The following is an 18,166-nucleotide window of genomic DNA, read 5'->3' on the forward strand; positions in this document are numbered from 1 at the left end:
CTCTGGTCAGCCCCGACATGTTAATGCATAATCGAAAACATAAGTCTTATATCTTATATAAGACTTGATCTGCGTCACATGCATTCACTGGCGCTATGACTACAATAGGGCGGAGATGCGTCGAGCGGTCACTCCTCATCCGGTTCGATGCGCGCAGTCCGATCCATCAATTGGAGCCCCACCATGTCGTATCAGCACATCAAGGTCCCGGCAGGCGAGAAGATCACCGTCAACAAGGATTTCTCACTGAACGTGCCGGACAATCCGATCATCCCGTACATCGAGGGCGACGGCACGGGCGTGGATATTACGCCGGTAATGCTCAAGGTTGTCGATGCCGCCGTGGAGAAGGCATACGGCGGCAAGCGCAAGATCAGTTGGATGGAAATCTATGCGGGCGAAAAGTCGACGCGTATCTATGGCCCGGACGTGTGGTTGCCCGACGAGACGCTTCAGGCCGTGAAGGACTATGTCGTGTCGATCAAGGGGCCGCTGACGACGCCGGTGGGGGGCGGTATCCGTTCGCTCAACGTGGCAATGCGTCAGCAACTCGACCTGTACGTGTGTCTGCGCCCTGTGCAGTACTTCAAAGGGGTGCCGTCGCCGGTGCGCCACCCCGAGAAGATCAACATGGTGATCTTCCGTGAGAACTCCGAAGACATCTATGCGGGAATCGAATGGGAAGCGGAGTCGGCCGAGGCGAAGAAGCTGATCGCGTTCCTGCAAAGTGAAATGGGGGTGAGCAAGATCCGCTTTCCGCAGACCTCGGGCATCGGCATCAAGCCGGTGTCGCGCGAAGGCACGGAACGATTGGTGCGCAAGGCCATTCAGTACGCGATCGACAACAATCGCGACACGGTCACGCTCGTGCACAAGGGCAACATCATGAAGTTCACGGAAGGGGCGTTCCGCGATTGGGGCTACGCACTTGCCAAAAAGGAATTCGGTGCAACGGAGATCGACGGTGGCCCGTGGTGCAAAGTGAAAAACACCAAGACGGGCAAAGACATCGTCATCAAGGACTCGATTGCCGACGCCTTCTTGCAACAGATTCTGCTGCGTCCGGCCGAGTACGACGTGATCGCCACGCTCAACCTGAACGGTGACTACATCTCCGACGCACTTGCGGCGCAGGTGGGTGGCATCGGTATCGCACCGGGTGCGAATCTGTCCGATTCGGTCGCGATGTTCGAAGCGACGCACGGCACGGCGCCGAAGTATGCGGGCAAGGACTACGTGAATCCGGGGTCGGAGATCCTCTCGGCAGAAATGATGCTGCGGCATATGGGCTGGACGGAAGCGGCGGATCTGATCATCGCGTCCATGGAAAAGTCGATCCTGTCGAAGAAGGTGACCTACGACTTCGCTCGCCTGATGGAAGGCGCGACGCAAGTGTCGTGCTCAGGTTTTGGCAGCGTGATGATCGAGAATATGTGACGCGTTGCGGCCCTCGTGCCTAACGCGTTAGCCCTCGGAAAACCCCGGTGTAGCGATGCTTGCCGGGGTTTTTTCATTGTCGCCCTGAGAGGGGCTGCCCGCTATCGCACGACGATGGTGGTAGTTACGCGATGATCGCCCGAGCTGGGCACACGGCTGGTGAGTTCGCGCGGGAATCCGACGGTCCAGACAACGACGTCCGTGCCTGGCACCTGCCCAGCCTGATACCAGACGATCAGGCCGGGAAAACGCATGGTCTCGCAACGCCGCCCGTCGGGCACCGTGTAGTCGACCCATTCCGGCAAGACGTCACCGAGCGTTGGTGTCGAATCGAGTTGGAATGTCGGCTGGCCAAGAGAGCGGCACAGCACGCTGTAGTTGGGCTGTATCCAGATCGCGATCTTCTGGCCAACGGCAACGCTGACCTCAAGGGTTGGCGGAGGGTATGCCGCTTGCGCCTGCACCGCGCTCGCGCTCAACACGCACGCGATGAACGCCATCGTGCGCAACGTCATTCCTGTGGTGTCCATGGTGGACCTCCCGCCCCCTCTGCGGCCGACACGTAGACCTCTTCTCTTGGCCTCTACCAACCATCGGCACGACGCTTTTATTACAGTGCATGCGTGCATGCAACGCAAGGAGCGGATGCGCTAGGTCAGCGTGCCAGGCTTCTCGCGTGTTTTCCATACGTCACTCCGAAAACAGATCGAATAACAGCGTACGCATCCACTGACTCGCCGGTTCCTGGTGATAGCGTGCATGCCAGAGCAGGTTGATCTGCACTTCCGGCAAATCCAGCGGATGGTCGACGTAACGCAAGCCGAAGTGCCGCGCGCTGCGCTGCGCGAACTTTTCCGTGACGGTCGCGATGAGATCCGTGGCATGCAGGATGTCGGCGAGCGCGACGAAATGCGGCACGCGCAGCCGGATGTTGCGTTGCACGTGGGCGCGCGCCATGAGGTCGTCGACCTGCCCGTGCCCCGTACCTGCGGCGATCACCATGACCTGTTCCGCCCGCTCGAAATCCTCCCGCGCCATGCGTGTCCTCTTCGGTTTGTCGAGCGGATGCCCCGGACGAAACATACACACATACTTCTGCCGGAACAGGCGCCGCTGGAAGAACTCGGCCGTGAGATCGGGCAGATGCCCCACGGCGAGATCCACCTGACCTGCCGCCATCTCTTCGCGCAAATTGACGGCCGTGTTGCGCACCGTGCTGACCGTGATGCCCGGCGCCCGCTCACCGAGCGCGTGCATGAGCTTCGGCAGAAAGTGCACTTCGCCGATGTCCGTCATGGCGATCTGAAACGCGCGCTGACTCGTTGCCGGATCGAAGGCTGGCTGGCGGTTGAAGACACCATGCAACGCGTCCAGCGCGGTTGCCACCGGAGCGGCCAGTTCGATCGCCATTGGCGTTGGCAGCATGCCCCGCGAAGTGCGGATGAATAGCTCGTCGTTGAACAACTTGCGTAGCCGCGCGAGCGAATTGCTGACCGCAGGTTGCGTAACGCCAAGGGCTTCCGCGACGCGGGAAACGCGTCTCGCGTTGTACAGATGCTGGAAGACCACCAGCAGGTTCAGGTCGACGGAATGCAGGTCCATGGGGCGACATGTCTCGGCGAGCAGTGAAATCACTGAAATTTATGGGCGATATAAACGAGATTCTATTGGTTTATATCGCGGGTTGCGCGATGCTTCCTGAAAACGGCGTTTGAACGCCAGATGCGGCGCCCGGCGAGCGCTGTCATAACGGAGACAATCCCCATGCAAGTCCACGTGCAGCCGCTTGGCGAGCGCCTTGACGTCGCGCCCGGCGACAACCTGCTGAAAGCGCTTACCGATCGTCAGATCCCGATTTCGTACAGTTGTCTGTCCGGGCGCTGCGGCACTTGCCGCTGCCGGGTGATCTCGGGGGACGTGCAGGAAGCCAAAGGCGTTGAATACCGTCACCACGACGACAATGCGGACCCGGCGCGGTATGTGCTGGCTTGTCAGTCCACCTTGCATGGCGATTGCGAGATCGAGTTGCCGGAGGTGGACGAAGTCGTCGTGCATCCCGCCAGGATCCTCAAGGCGACGGTGCTCGCCGTCGAACCGCTGACGCACGACATCAGGCGTCTGGTGCTCAAGCCCGCGAAGCCGCTCAGCTTCTCGCCCGGTCAGTACGCCACGCTGCAATTCACGCCCGCGCATATCCGCCCGTACTCGATGGCCGGACTCGATGCCGACGACACGCTCGAATTCCACATTCGCCGGGTGCCTGGCGGTGCCGTCACCGGCTACGTCGACGAGCAACTCAAGGTGGGCGATGCCGTGCGGGTGTCGGGGCCGCTTGGGACTTCGTATCTGCGTACGCGTCACGACGGCCCGATGCTCTGCGTTGCCGGGGGCACCGGGCTTGCGCCTGTGCTGTCGATCGTGCGTGGCGCGCTCGCGCGTGGCATGACCAACCGCATCGAAATCTATGTCGGTGCGCGCTCGCTGGCAGACGTGTACGGCCTCGCGTGGCTGCATGAACTCGCGTCGCAACACGACGGCATTCGTCTGCATGTCGTGACGACTACCGGTACGCCGGGGCAAGCGGATCACGCGTTCCGTCTGGGGCATGTCACCGACGCGCTCGCGGCCGACTACACCGCACCCGATGCGCTGGCCGGCTGGCGTGCGTACCTCTGCGGTGCACCACCGATGGTCGACGCCGCCACGCGGCTTCTGCGCGAGCGCGGCATCGATGGTGCACATATCTACGCCGACGCGTTCTACGCGAAGGCGGCATGACGGAGCGGGCATTTCCCGCAGGTTCATGTGCCTCCCGTTCCCTTGTATTGCCCGCGTTCCCCGCATCCCCCTCAGGAGACGATCGTGAGTACAACACCGCAGACCGGGTTCGACCCGGCGCAGTCCGCCGGCGCTGAGCCTTCGGATCTCTGGCCTGCCGAGGGCTCGAGCCGCATTCCCTTTCGCGTCTATACCGACGCGCAACTCTATCGGCGCGAGCTGGACGAGTGCTTCTATCGCAATCACTGGAACTACGTCGCTCTGGAAGCCGAAGTGCCGAATCCGGGCGATTTCAAACGCACGGTGATTGGCGAGCGCTCCGTCATCGTGACGCGCGACGCGTCGGGTGAGGTCAACGTCGTGGAAAACGTCTGTGCGCATCGCGGTATGAAGTTCTGCCGCGAAAAACGGGGTAATCGCACGGACTTTCATTGTCCATATCACCAGTGGAACTACGACCTGAAGGGCAATCTGCAAGGTGTGCCGTTCCGGCGCGGCGTGAAGCAGGACGGCAAGGTCAACGGCGGCATGCCGAAGGACTTCAGGCCGGAAGATCACGGCCTTACCAAACTGAAGGTCGCCACGCGCGGTGGCGTGATTTTCTCGTCGTTCGATCACGACGTGGAATCGCTCGAAGATTTTCTCGGCCCGGATATCTGCGCGTACTTCGACCGTCTGTTCGATGGCAGGAAGCTGAAACTCCTCGGCTACAACAAGCAGCGAATTCCGGGGAACTGGAAGCTGATGCAGGAGAACATCAAAGATCCGTATCACCCGGGCCTTCTGCACACATGGTTCGTGACGTTCGGCTTGTGGCGCGCGGATAACAAGTCGCGTCTGGTGATGGACGAACACGGACGGCACGCCGCAATGATCTCCACGCGCGGGCAGGGTGGTGGCGGCGAGGTGACATCGGGGGTGTCGAGCTTCAAGGCGTCGATGTCGCTCAACGACATGCGCTTTCTCGACATCGTGCAGGAAGACTGGTGGAAGGGGCCGACGGCAGTGCTCATGACACTCTTTCCCAGCGTGATCCTGCAACAGCAGGTCAACTCCGTGTCGACGCGTCATATCCAGCCGCGCGGACCCGATGCATTCGATTTCGTCTGGACGCATTTCGGCTTCGAAGACGACACCGAGGAAATGACGCAGCGCCGTTTGCGTCAGGCAAATCTGTTCGGGCCGGCCGGCTTCGTGTCGGCCGACGACGGCGAGGCGATCGAGTGCTCGCAGGAGGGCTTCGCGCAAAAGCCATGGCATCGCACGATCGCCGAATTGGGCGGCACCGGTGTGGAGAACACCGACCACATGGTCACGGAAACCCTGATTCGCGGCATGTACGCCTATTGGCGCCGCGTCATGGTCGTTTGAGGAGGCGACACGATGGTGGACTTTGCAACGTTTCAGGCCGTGATCGAACTCAATGCCGCCTATGCGGCGGCGCTCGATGCGCAGCAATGGGATGCCTGGCCCGACTTCTTCCTCGACGACTGCGTGTACCGCATTCAGCCGCGCGAGAACTTCGACATGGGGTTGCCGCTGGCCACGCTGTCGTTCGAGAGCAAGGGGATGCTGCGCGATCGCATCTACGGCATTCGCGACACGCTGTTTCACGACCCGTACTACCAGCGTCACGTGATCGGACTGCCCTCCATCCGGCAGCTTGACGACGACACGCTGCACGTCGAAGCCAACTACGCGGTGTTTCGCACGAAGCCGGATCAACTCACCGACATCCTGTCGGTCGGGCGCTATCTGGATGTGGTCAAACGAACCGGCGACGGATGGAAGTTCGCGTCGCGCCAATGCATATTTGACAGCGAGATGATTCCTAACTCGCTGATCTACCCCATTTGAAGCGAGGAACATCATGAGCGGTAACTGGATCGAGGCGGCGTCGCGTGACGCGATTCCCGAGGACGATGTGATCGGCGTGATCGTGGCGGGTCGGGACGTTGCCCTGTACGGGGTAGACGGCGAAGTGTTCGCGACCGATAACGTGTGTACCCACGGAAACGCGCGTCTGTGCGATGGGTTTCTGGAGGGGCATGAGATCGAGTGCCCGCTGCATCAAGGGAAATTCGACGTGCGGACCGGCGCAGCCATGTGCGCGCCGCTCACTGAGGCCGTGAAAACCTATCCGATTCGGATCGAGGCTGACAAGGTCTACGTCGATCTGGGCTGACGGGACTGCCGTCGCTGGGCTGGCGTCGTGTCCACATTAGTGGAAGCCGTCCAAACGGGGCGCCTGCGGGCGGCCCGTCGCATTTGCACGACGGGAGGCGGCCGTCTGTGGGGGCGGCCTGGCGTGTGTCCGGGCAGGAGGATTCGGCCGGATCATTTGTGTCATATGTGAAACAAATGGTCAGTCTTGCCGTGCCCCCGGCCGCTGCCGGTTTCGCTTTGGGTGTCGTTATAAAGACGATTTCTTCGCGGTGCCCGGTGTATGACTTCATGAAACCGGTTGAGTATGCGACTGCGTAGGAATACTTAGTCGGTTCGGCGAATTGCGTAATTGATTTCCGCAAATCAGGAGTGCCGGGCATTATTTTAATAACGGAGTGGAATATTGCGGTTAATGAAAATTTATAAGAGATTAAGCGCAGTTAAATTTCGAGAAGTTCAGGGGGCGGAGCGGAAAGTTGCGTTCTATTTTGCATCCAAAAACGGATCCAAAATGTTTCACCATGGTGCGTGCATTGTTGCGATGCAATAAAAAACCCGGCCGAAGCCGGGTTTCTAATGCATCGAACGGCGCTACTCTCAGGCAGCCGCCTGGATGTTCGAAGCCTGCTTGCCCTTCGGGCCTTGGACGACCTCGAACTGCACCTTCTGACCTTCCTTGAGGGTCTTGAAACCATTCATCTGGATCGCCGAGAAGTGAGCGAACAAATCTTCGCCACCCTCATCCGGCGTGATGAAACCAAAACCCTTGGCATCGTTAAACCATTTGACCGTACCGGTTGCCATACAAACTTCCCCTAAACAATTACTACTACTACATATCACCGCAACAACGAGCACATCTGAAAAACCCGCCGGCTGGCGGCGGCTTCTTAGGCTCACCCAGGCATCTTTTCTTTTAAAACACTTATAGAGGAAAAGCGCCACGATGATTGTTTTCGCTAACTGCCAATAGTGTCAAGCCCTTTTTGAACGATAGAAGTTGTGTTCGATCAGGTTTTACCCTTATGCCTGGGCGTGTATATAGCGTGCAGAGACACGCCCTTGAAATTTGGGTTAAGCTGACTCATATGGGTGTGGCACCCCCGATGGTCGGGGCTGCGGCGCCTTGCTGGACAACGCGCGCGCCGATCGGCGAGTGTTGGCATTCCGGTGGACTACCGGACGGCAGGCGGCAATAGGGGCTCCGATTGCTTCCTGCGCCCGGGAGTTGTTTAGAATCCACGTATGGCAACCTTACCGACAACGCATGACGACACCGTACAGGAGCGGCAAGAGCAGCAGCTCAAGCCGCCATCGATGTACAAGGTGGTACTGTTGAATGACGATTTCACCCCGATGGAATTCGTGGTGATGGTCATTCAGGAATATTTTAATAAGGACCGGGAGTCTGCAACGCAGATCATGCTCAAGGTTCACCGTGAGGGCAGGGGAGTTTGTGGGGTCTTTACGCGCGACGTCGCGGCGACCAAAGTTGAGCAAGTTGTTAGCCATGCAAGGCAGTCCGGGCACCCGCTGCAGTGCGTGATGGAGGAAGCATGATTGCCCAGGAATTGGAAGTCAGCCTGCACATGGCGTTTATGGAAGCGCGCCAGGCACGACACGAATTCATTACGGTCGAGCACCTGTTGCTTGCCCTCTTGGATAACCCGACCGCTGCCGAAGTGTTGCGCGCCTGCGCGGCAAATCTCGACGATTTGCGGCAGAACCTGCGCAACTTCATCGCCGACAATACGCCGACGGTGCCGGGTAGCGATGAGGTCGACACACAGCCCACGCTTGGTTTCCAGCGCGTGATTCAACGCGCCATCATGCACGTGCAATCCACTTCCAACGGTAAGAAGGAAGTCACGGGTGCGAACGTGCTGGTCGCCATCTTCGGTGAAAAGGACTCCCATGCCGTCTACTACCTGCAACAGCAGGGCGTGACGCGTCTGGACGTCGTCAATTTCATCTCCCACGGCATTACCAAGACCGGCGCGTCCGGCGAGTCGGCCAAAGCCGGCGAAGGGAGTGCCGAGGGTGAAGAGGGTGCCAACACCAAGGAAAGCCCGCTCGCGCAGTACACCCAGAACCTTAACCAGATGGCGCGCGACGGCAAGATCGATCCGCTCATCGGGCGCGAACCGGAAGTCGAGCGCGTGGTGCAGGTACTGTGCCGCCGCCGCAAGAATAATCCGCTGCTCGTCGGCGAAGCCGGCGTAGGCAAGACGGCCATTGCCGAGGGCCTCGCCTGGCGCGTGACGCGCGGCGAAGTGCCCGAGATTCTGCAGGACGCCACCGTCTACTCGCTGGACATGGGCGCGCTGCTCGCCGGCACCAAGTATCGCGGTGACTTCGAGCAACGCCTGAAGGCCGTGCTCAAGGAACTCAAGGAGCGCAACAATGCGATCCTGTTCATCGACGAAATTCACACGCTGATCGGTGCGGGCGCTGCATCGGGCGGCACGCTCGATGCCTCGAACCTGCTCAAGCCGGCGTTGTCGTCCGGACAGCTCAAGTGCATCGGTGCGACGACCTTTACCGAATATCGCGGCATCTTCGAAAAGGACGCGGCACTGTCGCGCCGTTTCCAGAAGATCGACGTGAACGAACCGACCGTCGAACAGACCGTGCAGATTCTGCGTGGGCTGAAGTCGCGTTTCGAAGAGCACCACGGCGTGAAGTACTCGTCGAGTGCGCTTTCGGCGGCTGCCGAGTTGTCCGCCAAGTTCATTACCGACCGTCACCTGCCTGACAAGGCCATCGACGTGATCGACGAAGCCGGTGCCGCTCAGCGCATTCTGCCGAAGTCCAAGCAGAAGAAGACGATCGGCAAGGGCGAGATCGAAGAGATCGTCTCGAAGATTGCGCGTATTCCGGCGCAGAGCGTGTCGGCGGATGACCGCGGCAAGCTCCAGACGCTCGACCGCGACCTGAAGAGCGTGGTGTTCGGTCAGGACCCGGCCATCGACGCCTTGTCCGCCGCGATCAAGATGTCGCGTGCCGGGCTGGGCAAGACGGATAAGCCGATCGGCGCCTTCCTGTTCTCGGGCCCGACCGGTGTGGGCAAGACCGAAGTCGCCAAGCAACTCGCGTTCACGCTGGGCATCGAACTGATTCGCTTCGACATGTCGGAGTACATGGAGCGTCACGCGGTGAGCCGTTTGATTGGCGCGCCGCCGGGCTATGTCGGTTTCGATCAGGGCGGCTTGCTGACCGAGGCGATCACGAAGAAGCCGCACTGCGTGCTGTTGCTCGACGAAATCGAGAAGGCGCATCCGGACATCTTCAACGTGCTGCTTCAGGTGATGGATCACGGCACGCTGACGGACAACAATGGTCGCAAGGCAGATTTCCGCAACGTCATCATCATCATGACGACCAACGCGGGCGCCGAGACGATCAACCGGGCGAGCATCGGCTTCACGAACGAGCGTCAGGCCGGCGACGAAATGGCCGATATCAAGCGCATGTTCACGCCGGAGTTCCGCAACCGTCTGGACTCGATCATCAGCTTCAAGCCGCTCGATGAGCAGATCATCCTGCGCGTGGTCGACAAGTTCCTCATCCAGTTGGAGGACCAACTGCACGAGAAGAAGGTCGAAGTGGTCTTCAGCGACAAGCTGCGGGCTTTCCTCGCGAAGAAGGGCTTCGATCCGCTCATGGGGGCGCGTCCGATGCAGCGTCTGATTCAGGACACGATCCGTCGTGCACTGGCCGACGAGTTGTTGTTCGGGCGTCTGACCAGCGGTGGCCGGGTCACGGTGGATCTGGACGAGCACGATCAGGTGCAACTGTCCTTCCCCGAGGACGGCAACACCCGTGCACAGCCGGAAGCTGCCGAAGTCGAGTAATCCTCAACGCTATTTGCAGCAAAAAAAGCGCCGCTTTATGCGGCGCTTTTCTTTTTGTGACGGCGTGCGGTTGACGCAGCGGCGTGACGTCAGTGCTTACCGGTGCTGCCGAAGCCACCGGCACCGCGATCGCTCTCGGGGAATTCATCCACGATATTGAATTCGGCCTGTACGACCGGCACGATCACGAGTTGCGCCAGACGCTCGAACGGATTGAGCACGAAGGGCTCGTTGCCGCGGTTCCAGGTCGAGACCATCAACTGGCCTTGGTAATCCGAGTCGATCAGCCCGACCAGATTGCCAAGCACGATGCCATGCTTATGGCCGAGGCCCGAGCGAGGGAGAATCAGCGCCGCATAGCCCGAATCGGCCAGATGGATCGCCAGCCCGGTGGGCACGAGCACGGTCTGTCCGGGGGCGATGGTCAGCGGCGCGTCGAGGCAGGCACGCAGATCAAGCCCGGCGCTGCCCGGCGTGGCATAGGCGGGCAACTGCGAGCGCAGGCGTTCGTCGAGAATCTTGACGTCGAGTTTCATGGCGTTATGGCGTTGGAAAAGGCGTAATCGGTCGAAAGTTCGTTCGGGGAGGCGGCGCGCTCAGAGGGCGCTCAATCGCCATCGGGCGCGCGCAGCGAGAACGCTTGCGCGAGTAATTCGTGAGAACGCAGGCGGGCACGGTAGCTGCCGGCCACGGTCAACACGACGATCTCGTCGGCCTCGAACTGTTCCTGCAATTCCATCACGCGCGCGGTGACGCGCTCCGGGGTGCCGATGATACTACGCGGCTTCTCACGCGCGATGACGGACAACTCCCGGTCACGATATTGCGGTTTCGCTTCGGCACCCTGTTCGATGCTCGGAATCGGCTCGTTCATGCCGTACGCCATCTGCACGCGACGTAGATCGACACCGGCTTCCAGTGCTTCGGCCTCTGCGTCGGTATCGGCGCAGATGACAAAGAGCGCCACTGAGCAGTAGGGCTTTTCAAGTTGTCCCGGCGTGAAGCGTTCGCGATACGCCTGCGTCACGCGATGGCCGTAGTGCGCGTTGATGAAGTGCGCGAAGCAGTATCGCAGGCCAAGCTGTGCGGCGAGCAGGCCGCCGAATTCGCTCGATCCGAGCACCCACAACTCGGGGCGCGTTTCTATCGCCGGTTGCAGCAGTACCCCACGGTAAGGATGATCGTCGGCCAGTGTGCCGCCGAACAAGCCCGCCAGCTCGGCGACCTGTTGCGGGAAGTTCTCGCCTGCATCGTAAGGCCCTTTCGCGACGGCGCGCGCCGTGCGCATGTCGCCACCGGGCGCGCGTCCTACACCCAGGTCGATTCGATTCGGGAACAGCGCCTCCAGCATCAGAAATTGTTCGGCCAGCTTGAACGGGCTGTAGTACGGCAGCATGACACCGCCGGAGCCGACCCGAAGGCGCTTCGTCACGCTGGCCAGCCGCGCGATCATGACTTCCGGCGCCGGGTTTGCAACACCGCGCAGGCCATGATGCTCGGCGCACCAGTAGCGTGTGTAGCCGAGGTCGTCGGCGGCTTGTGCCAGTTCGACGGTCGCCGCGATGGCATCCGCCACGCTATGGCCGTGAATCACAGGTGTCTGGTCGAGGATCGACAGCTTGATACGTGCAGAAGTCGTTGGTGTCATGAGTTCGATGCTCCAGGTCGACGGCACCCGCACGTCGACACCTAGTCGTGAAAATCAGTGACCGCTCCCGGCGGACGCGTCCACCGGTGCCGTGCCGGGGCCTGCATGCGGCAGGCGCGCAATCATCACAATCGCCACGATCCCGCCGAGTGCGCCGCACAGGAAGATCGAGGCATAGCCGAAATAGTTGGCGACGAGGCCGGCCATCGGCCCGATCAGGCCGAGGGCCAGATCGAAGAACGCCGAGTAAGCCGCCAGCGCCGCACCACGATTTTGCGGCGGCACCTGTCGCAAGGCTTCCACGCCCAAGGCGGGGAAGACCAGCGAGAAGCCCACCCCCGTCAGCCCTGCCCCCAGGAGGGCCATATTCGGGCTCACCGCACCCCACAGCAGGAACTGGCCGATGGCACTGAACACGAGCGAGCCCATGGCGACGCGGCGTCCGCCGAAGCGATCGACCGCGTGCGCTAGCAGAATGCGCATGCCGATAAAGCAGGCGCTGTAGAGCGTCAGCGCGTAGGCGGCCCCGGACCAAGCGTGGCTCGCGTAGTACAGCGTGATGAACGCGGCGATGACAGCGTAGCCGATACTCCCCAGCGTCATGGCCAGACCCGGACGCCACACGAGGCCCACGACGCGCAGGAACGGCAGGCGGTGCCCACCGACAGGGGCGGCGGCCGGCAGACGCAGCGCGATGAGGAACGCGACGGCGGGCAGGGCGATATTCACGAGAGAGACCACGGTAAAGCCCGCCGCCTGTAGCAGGTAAGCCCCGAACGGCGCGCCGATGGCGAGCGCCGTGTACATCGACACCCCTTGCCACGAAATGGCCTTGCTCGCGTGAGCCGCGCCCAGCAGACCGATGCCCCACGACATGCCACCGGTCAGGATCAGGCTCTCGCCGAAGCCCAGCACCACGCGTCCGGCGATGAGGATGCCCAGCGCGAGCGCGGGGTCCGGCACGATCGATGCGACGAGATACAGCACGCCCGCTGCGGCGCACCCGCACAGGCCGGTGAGCACCGCGCGGCGCGGGCCACGGGTGTCGACCGTGCGTCCGGCGTAAGAGCGCAACAGCAGCGTGACGACCGACTGAATGCCGATGGTCACACCGACAACGAACGAGCCGTAGCCGAGCGTTTCATGGACGTAGACCGGCAGCACGGGCAACGGCATGCCGATCGTCATGAAGCCGAAGAACATGATCGCGGCGAGCATGCTCAGTGTTCCGTAGACACTGACAACCGGCCGCGCGGTCGTAGGAGGTTGCGTCATTTTGATTGTTATCGTGTGCAATGGCCCGAGGGCCGAAATGCTGAAGGCGTCAGGTCCCGATGCCGTGATGCTGTGGTGCTGTGATGCGCTGATTCGGTAAAGCCGTGAGCCGGACGTTCCCGGCAGTCTGCCAGCGTCGCCGGACAACGACGATGACAGACGGAAAAGCGGGAGAGCGGTGCGATGGTGCGCGCGTCAATCGGGCGTGCGCGAGGGCAGGCGCGCGGCGATTTCGGCGATCAGGCTGCGCGCGAGCGACTGCTTGTCGGCGCGCGGCAGGCGTTTCTGCCCGGCGTCGTCGAAGAGAATGACTTCGTTGTCGTCCTGCCCGAACGTGGCGGGACCGAGATTGCCGACGAGCAGCGGCACCTGCTTGCGTTTGCGCTTTTGCGCGCCGTGCGTTTCCAGATCGCCCGATTCGGCGGCGAAGCCCACACAATACGGCGGCTTCGGCAACTGCGCCACCGCCGCGAGAATGTCGGGGTTCTGGACGAATTCGAGCGTCGGCACATCGGCATCGCCAGTCTTCTTGATCTTGTCGTGCGCCACTTCGCGCACACGCCAGTCGGCCACGGCGGCCACGGCGATGAAGAGGTCGCGATGCGCCACGTCGGCCATCACGGCGTCGTACATCTGCTGCGCCGTTTGCACGTTGCTGCGCGTGACACCGTAGGGCGTCGCCAGCGTGGTCGGGCCGGCGATCAGATGCACGTCGGCGCCCGCCTGCGCGGCGGCACGCGCGAGCGCGAAGCCCATCTTGCCGCTGGACAGGTTGGTCAGGCCGCGCACCGGATCGATGGGTTCGAAGGTCGGGCCGGCGGTGATCAGCACGTGGCGTCCGGCGAGGCGTTTCGGTTGAAAGAAACCGGCGAGTGCCTCGAACAGGTCTTCCGGTTCGAGCATGCGTCCGTCGCCGATTTCGCCACATGCCTGATCGCCGCTGCCGGGACCGAGAATCGTGACGCCATCGCCGCGCAGGGTCACGGCATTGCGCTGGGTTGCCGGGTTGGCCCACATCTGGCGATTCATCGCCGGCGCGACCAGCAGCGGGCAGTCGCGCGCCACACACAGCGTCGAGAGCAGATCGTCGGCCATGCCGTGCGCAAGCTTGGCGAGGAAGTCGGTGGAGGCGGGCGCGACGATAATGGCGTCGGCCTCGCGCGAGAGGTCGATGTGCGCCATGTTGTTATCGACGCGGTTGTCCCACTGGCTGGTGAAGACCGGGCGCCCCGAGAGCGCCTGCATCGTGAGCGGCGTGATGAATTGCGTGGCGGCTTCGGTCATGACGACCTGCACCGTTGCGCCGGCCTTGATGAGCAGCCGGGTGAGTTCGGCCGACTTGTAGCAGGCGATGCCGCCCGTCAGGCCGAGAACGATGGTTTTGCCCGCAAGTTCACCGCGTTCCATAGGGAAATGCCTCCTCCAAAGTGCCGCGCGGCGCCTCCGGGGCGCCGCGACGGTGTTTGCTTCGAATCCGCAACACGTGCCGTGGCAGCGTGAGCGAATCGCACCGCAGACGCTGCGGTGCCTATGCCGTGTGCACTACTTGCCGCGCCGCACGCGTCGCAACTCGTCGATCACCAGCAGCACTGCGCCCACGCAAATGGCCGAGTCGGCCACGTTGAACGCCGGCCAGTGCCAGCCGCCGACGTGAAAGTCCAGAAAGTCCACCACATGACCATAAATCACGCGATCGATCACGTTGCCCAGCGCGCCGCCGAGAATCAGCGAGAGCGACAGACAGAACATCTTCTGGCCGTTATGACGCTTGAGCAGCCAGATGATGACCGTTGCCGCGACGATGCCGAGCAGCGTGAAGAACCAGCGCTGCCAGCCGCCTGCGGCCGCCAGAAAGCTGAACGCCGCGCCCTTGTTGTACACCAGCACCAGATTGAAGAACGAGGTCAGAGGACGGAATTCGCCGTACTGGAACGTCTTCAGAATGGTGAGCTTGGTGACCTGATCGAGCAGGATTGCAACGATCGCGATCCCGAGCCACGGGGCCAGGCCGTACGTGGCGCCCCCGCGGGCGCCACCGTTGTTGCTACGTCGTGCGCCCGTACGAGCGCCTGCTTTGCCTGCCATTATGCCGCGCTCCGGTGTTCGCCGCTGCCGAAGAGATTCGACACGCAGCGCCCGCAAAGGGTCGGGTGAGCGGCGTCTGCCCCCACGTCTTCACGATAGTGCCAGCAACGCTCGCACTTCTGATGCGACGACGGCGTGACGAGCACGCCTTCCTCGGCCTCGGTGGCAACCTGCGTGACGGCCGCCGCCGACGTGATCAGCACGAAGCGCAGATCGTCGCCGAGGCTCGCCAGCACTTCGAACTTGCGGCCCGAGACGCGCACGTCCACTTCCGCTTGCAGCGACGAGCCGATCTGCTCGGCCGCGCGGGCCTCTTCGAGCGCCTTGGTGACGTCGCCGCGCACCGCGCGCAGCAGATACCACTTCTCGAGCAGGCGCGTGCCTTCCGCGACTTCCGGATAAGCGTAGTACGTCTCGGTGAAGATCGTGTCGTTGCCCGGCTGGAACACTTGCCACGCTTCTTCCGCCGTGAACGACAGGAACGGCGCCATGAGTTTGAGCAGGCCGTGCGTGATGTGGTACAGCGCGTTCTGGGCGGCGCGGCGTGCCGGGGCGTCCGGTGCGCTCGTGTACAGACGATCCTTCAGGATGTCGAGGTAGAAGCCGCCGAGATCCTCCGAGCAGAACGTCTGGAGCTTGGCCACGACCGGGTGGAATTCGTAGCGGTCGTAGTGGCTCAGCACTTCGGTTTGCAGCGACTGCGCCAATGCCACGGCGTAGCGGTCGATTTCCAGCCATTGGTCGGCCGGCAGCGCGTGCTTCGCGTGGTCGTAATCGGCCAGATTCGAGAGCAGGAAGCGCAGCGTGTTGCGGATACGGCGATACCCTTCGGTCACGCGCTTGAGGATTTCATCCGAGATCGACAGCTCGCCCGAGTAATCGGTCGACGCCACCCACAGGCGGATGATTTCGGCGCCGAGCTTGTCTGCGATGTCTTGCGGCAGAATCGTGTTGCCGATCGATTTCGACATCTTGCGGCCCTGACCGTCGACCGTGAAGCCGTGCGTGAGCAGCGCCTTGTACGGCGGGCGGCCATCGATCATCGAGGCCGTGAGCAGCGACGAATGGAACCAGCCGCGGTGCTGATCCGAGCCTTCCAGATACAGATCGGCCGGGAAGCCCAGCTCATGCGCGTGCGAGCCGCGCAGCACGTGCCAGTGCGTCGTGCCCGAGTCGAACCACACGTCGAGCGTGTCGCGGTTCTTCACGTAATCCTTGGCCTCGTCGCCGAGCAGTTCCACCGGGTCGAGCGTTTGCCACGCTTCGATGCCTTCGGTTTCCACGCGCTTGGCCACCGCTTCGAGCAGTTCCGGGGTGCGCGGGTGCAGCGCACCGGTTTCCCTGTGCACGAAGAAGGCCATCGGCACGCCCCATTGGCGCTGGCGGGAGAGCGTCCAGTCCGGGCGGTGCGCGATCATGTTGTGCAGACGCTGCTTGCCCCACGCCGGGAAGAACTCGGTGGCCTCGATGCCGGCGAGCGCGATCTCGCGCAGGGTCTGTCCCTCACCCGGTGCGCCGTCGGCCGGCTTCACGTCCATGCCGGCGAACCACTGGTTGGTGGCGCGGTAGATGATCGGGGACTTGTGACGCCAGCAGTGCATGTAGCTGTGCGTGTACTTGAACGAGTGGAACAGCGTACCGGCTTCGCGCAGGGCTTCGACGATCTGCGGGTTGGCGTCCCAGATCGACTGGCCGCCGAACAGCGGCAGGCTGTCCTGATAGCGTCCGTCGCCCAGCACCGGCATGCGGATATCCGCGTCGGACATGCCATGCGCCTTGCACGACACGAAGTCTTCCACGCCATAGGCGGGGGCCGAGTGGACGATGCCCGTACCCGTCTCGGTCGTCACGTAGTCGCCGAGATAGACCGGCGAGGTGCGCTCGTAGCCGGCGTCGGCCGTCGACAACGGATGACGGAAGCGGATCAGCGAGAGCGCTTCGCCCTTCGTGCGGGCGATGATGTCGCCGTGCAGGCCGTAAGTCTTCAGGCAGTCTTCAACGCGTTCGCTTGCCAGAATCAGCAGACCGCGCTCGGTCGAGACCAGCGCGTATTCGACTTCCGGATGAACGTTGAGCGCCTGGTTCGACGGGATCGTCCACGGGGTGGTCGTCCAGATGACGATGTGGCCGTCTTCGTGCGGCAGCTTCGGCAGGCCAAAGGCCTTCGCGACTTTCTCCGGCTCGGCGAAGGCAAAGCCGACATCGATGGCCAGATCGGTCTTGTCCTTGTACTCGACTTCCGCTTCGGCGAGTGCCGAGCCGCAGTCGAAGCACCAGTTCACCGGCTTCAGTCCACGGTAGACGTAGCCGTTCTCCATGATCTTCGCGAGCGCACGAAGCTCGTTCGCTTCGTTCGAGAAGTTCATGGTCTTGTACGGATTGTCCCAGTCGCCGAGCACGCCCAGACGCTTGAAGTTGGGCTTCTGGCGTTCGATCTGTTCCGCCGCGTAGGCGCGCGCCTTTTCCTGCACTTCGCGCACCGGCAGGTGCTTGCCGAACTGCTTTTCGATCTGGATTTCGATCGGCATGCCGTGGCAATCCCAGCCCGGCACATAGGCGGCGTCGAAGCCCGCCAGGCTGCGTGCCTTGACGATCATGTCCTTGAGGATCTTGTTGACCGCGTGGCCGAGGTGGATGTCGCCGTTGGCATACGGCGGGCCGTCATGCAGGATGAACTTCGGACGGCCTTTGCTTGCGCGGCGGATCTTGTCGTAGATCTTCTTGTCCTGCCATTGCTTGACCCACTGAGGCTCGCGCTTGGGCAGATCGCCGCGCATCGGGAACGGCGTGTCCAGCAGGTTGACAGGATATTTGCTCGGGGCTTTCTTTTCGCTCATGGTGAGTCGCTAGGAATTTGGAATGTCGGGTGTAGGGCGCTCGCGCCGGTGGCGTCGACGTCAGGCCTTGTGGGCCGGGAGTGCAA

At 62.1% G+C, this 18,166-nt stretch carries 16 protein-coding genes; 7 read left to right on the forward strand and 9 right to left on the reverse strand.

What is annotated here, in order from left to right:
• Positions 1-183 precede the first annotated feature (183 nt).
• Positions 184-1,437 (forward strand): NADP-dependent isocitrate dehydrogenase, encoded by a 1,254-nt coding sequence (icd, locus tag PCO31110_RS16960; protein WP_150690938.1) that lies wholly within the window; start codon positions 184-186, stop codon positions 1,435-1,437.
• 101 nt (positions 1,438-1,538) lie between these two features.
• On the opposite strand, the gene PCO31110_RS16965 is transcribed toward icd, so the two are convergent.
• Both PCO31110_RS16965 and PCO31110_RS16970 read right to left on the reverse strand, forming a co-directional pair.
• Complete coding sequence (locus PCO31110_RS16965; protein WP_150690939.1) at positions 1,539-1,967, reverse strand: hypothetical protein; 429 nt, start codon at positions 1,965-1,967, stop codon at positions 1,539-1,541.
• 160 nt (positions 1,968-2,127) lie between these two features.
• The gene (locus tag PCO31110_RS16970) at positions 2,128-3,039 is read right to left on the reverse strand and encodes a LysR family transcriptional regulator (RefSeq protein ID WP_010807124.1); all 912 of its coding nucleotides are present in this window, start codon (positions 3,037-3,039) and stop codon (positions 2,128-2,130) included.
• A 162-nt stretch (positions 3,040-3,201) separates the two neighbouring features.
• On the opposite strand from PCO31110_RS16970, the gene PCO31110_RS16975 reads away from it, so the two are divergent.
• The 4 genes from PCO31110_RS16975 to PCO31110_RS16990 all read left to right on the forward strand — a co-directional run bounded on the left by PCO31110_RS16975 (position 3,202) and on the right by PCO31110_RS16990 (position 6,400).
• Positions 3,202-4,215, forward strand: coding sequence for a 2Fe-2S iron-sulfur cluster-binding protein (locus PCO31110_RS16975; protein WP_150690940.1), 1,014 nt, complete (start codon positions 3,202-3,204; stop codon positions 4,213-4,215).
• A gap of 174 nt (positions 4,216-4,389) precedes the next feature.
• Positions 4,390-5,586, forward strand: a complete 1,197-nt coding sequence (locus PCO31110_RS16980) for an aromatic ring-hydroxylating dioxygenase subunit alpha (protein ID WP_150691052.1) — start codon at positions 4,390-4,392, stop codon at positions 5,584-5,586.
• A gap of 12 nt (positions 5,587-5,598) precedes the next feature.
• Positions 5,599-6,072 (forward strand): aromatic-ring-hydroxylating dioxygenase subunit beta, encoded by a 474-nt coding sequence (locus tag PCO31110_RS16985; RefSeq protein WP_150690941.1) that lies wholly within the window; start codon positions 5,599-5,601, stop codon positions 6,070-6,072.
• 13 nt (positions 6,073-6,085) lie between these two features.
• A complete protein-coding gene (locus PCO31110_RS16990; RefSeq protein ID WP_010807120.1) occupies positions 6,086-6,400 on the forward strand; it encodes a non-heme iron oxygenase ferredoxin subunit in 315 nt (104 codons plus the stop codon).
• A 578-nt stretch (positions 6,401-6,978) separates the two neighbouring features.
• On the opposite strand, the gene cspD is transcribed toward PCO31110_RS16990, so the two are convergent.
• The gene (cspD, locus tag PCO31110_RS16995) at positions 6,979-7,185 is read right to left on the reverse strand and encodes a cold shock domain-containing protein CspD (RefSeq protein WP_010807119.1); all 207 of its coding nucleotides are present in this window, start codon (positions 7,183-7,185) and stop codon (positions 6,979-6,981) included.
• Between the two features lie 441 nt (positions 7,186-7,626).
• On the opposite strand from cspD, the gene clpS reads away from it, so the two are divergent.
• Positions 7,627-7,941 carry an ATP-dependent Clp protease adapter ClpS gene (gene clpS / locus PCO31110_RS17000; RefSeq protein ID WP_010807118.1) on the forward strand — a complete coding sequence of 105 codons (315 nt, stop codon included), beginning with the start codon at positions 7,627-7,629 and terminating at the stop codon, positions 7,939-7,941.
• Positions 7,938-10,235, forward strand: coding sequence for an ATP-dependent Clp protease ATP-binding subunit ClpA (clpA, locus tag PCO31110_RS17005; RefSeq protein ID WP_150690942.1), 2,298 nt, complete (start codon positions 7,938-7,940; stop codon positions 10,233-10,235). Before clpS ends, clpA begins: the two co-directional genes overlap by 4 nt.
• An 89-nt stretch (positions 10,236-10,324) precedes the next feature.
• On the opposite strand, the gene dut is transcribed toward clpA, so the two are convergent.
• The 6 genes from dut to ileS form a co-directional block, all read right to left on the reverse strand.
• The gene (gene dut / locus PCO31110_RS17010; RefSeq protein WP_010807116.1) at positions 10,325-10,771 is read right to left on the reverse strand and encodes a dUTP diphosphatase; all 447 of its coding nucleotides are present in this window, start codon (positions 10,769-10,771) and stop codon (positions 10,325-10,327) included.
• A gap of 71 nt (positions 10,772-10,842) precedes the next feature.
• On the reverse strand, positions 10,843-11,883 hold the full coding sequence (locus PCO31110_RS17015) for an LLM class flavin-dependent oxidoreductase (RefSeq protein WP_010807115.1): 1,041 nt from the start codon (positions 11,881-11,883) through the stop codon (positions 10,843-10,845).
• A gap of 54 nt (positions 11,884-11,937) precedes the next feature.
• The gene (locus PCO31110_RS17020) at positions 11,938-13,158 is read right to left on the reverse strand and encodes an MFS transporter (protein WP_150690943.1); all 1,221 of its coding nucleotides are present in this window, start codon (positions 13,156-13,158) and stop codon (positions 11,938-11,940) included.
• Positions 13,159-13,353: 195 nt separating this feature from the next.
• Complete coding sequence (gene coaBC / locus PCO31110_RS17025) at positions 13,354-14,565, reverse strand: bifunctional phosphopantothenoylcysteine decarboxylase/phosphopantothenate--cysteine ligase CoaBC (protein ID WP_150690944.1); 1,212 nt, start codon at positions 14,563-14,565, stop codon at positions 13,354-13,356.
• Positions 14,566-14,700: 135 nt separating this feature from the next.
• Complete coding sequence (lspA, locus tag PCO31110_RS17030) at positions 14,701-15,243, reverse strand: signal peptidase II (protein WP_150690945.1); 543 nt, start codon at positions 15,241-15,243, stop codon at positions 14,701-14,703.
• Positions 15,243-18,080, reverse strand: coding sequence for an isoleucine--tRNA ligase (gene ileS / locus PCO31110_RS17035; protein ID WP_150690946.1), 2,838 nt, complete (start codon positions 18,078-18,080; stop codon positions 15,243-15,245). Before ileS ends, lspA begins: the two co-directional genes overlap by 1 nt.
• Between the last annotated feature and the right edge of the window lie 86 nt (positions 18,081-18,166).

Origin of the sequence: Pandoraea communis (genome assembly GCF_902459745.1) — a bacterium.
Taxonomy (GTDB): domain Bacteria; phylum Pseudomonadota; class Gammaproteobacteria; order Burkholderiales; family Burkholderiaceae; genus Pandoraea; species Pandoraea communis.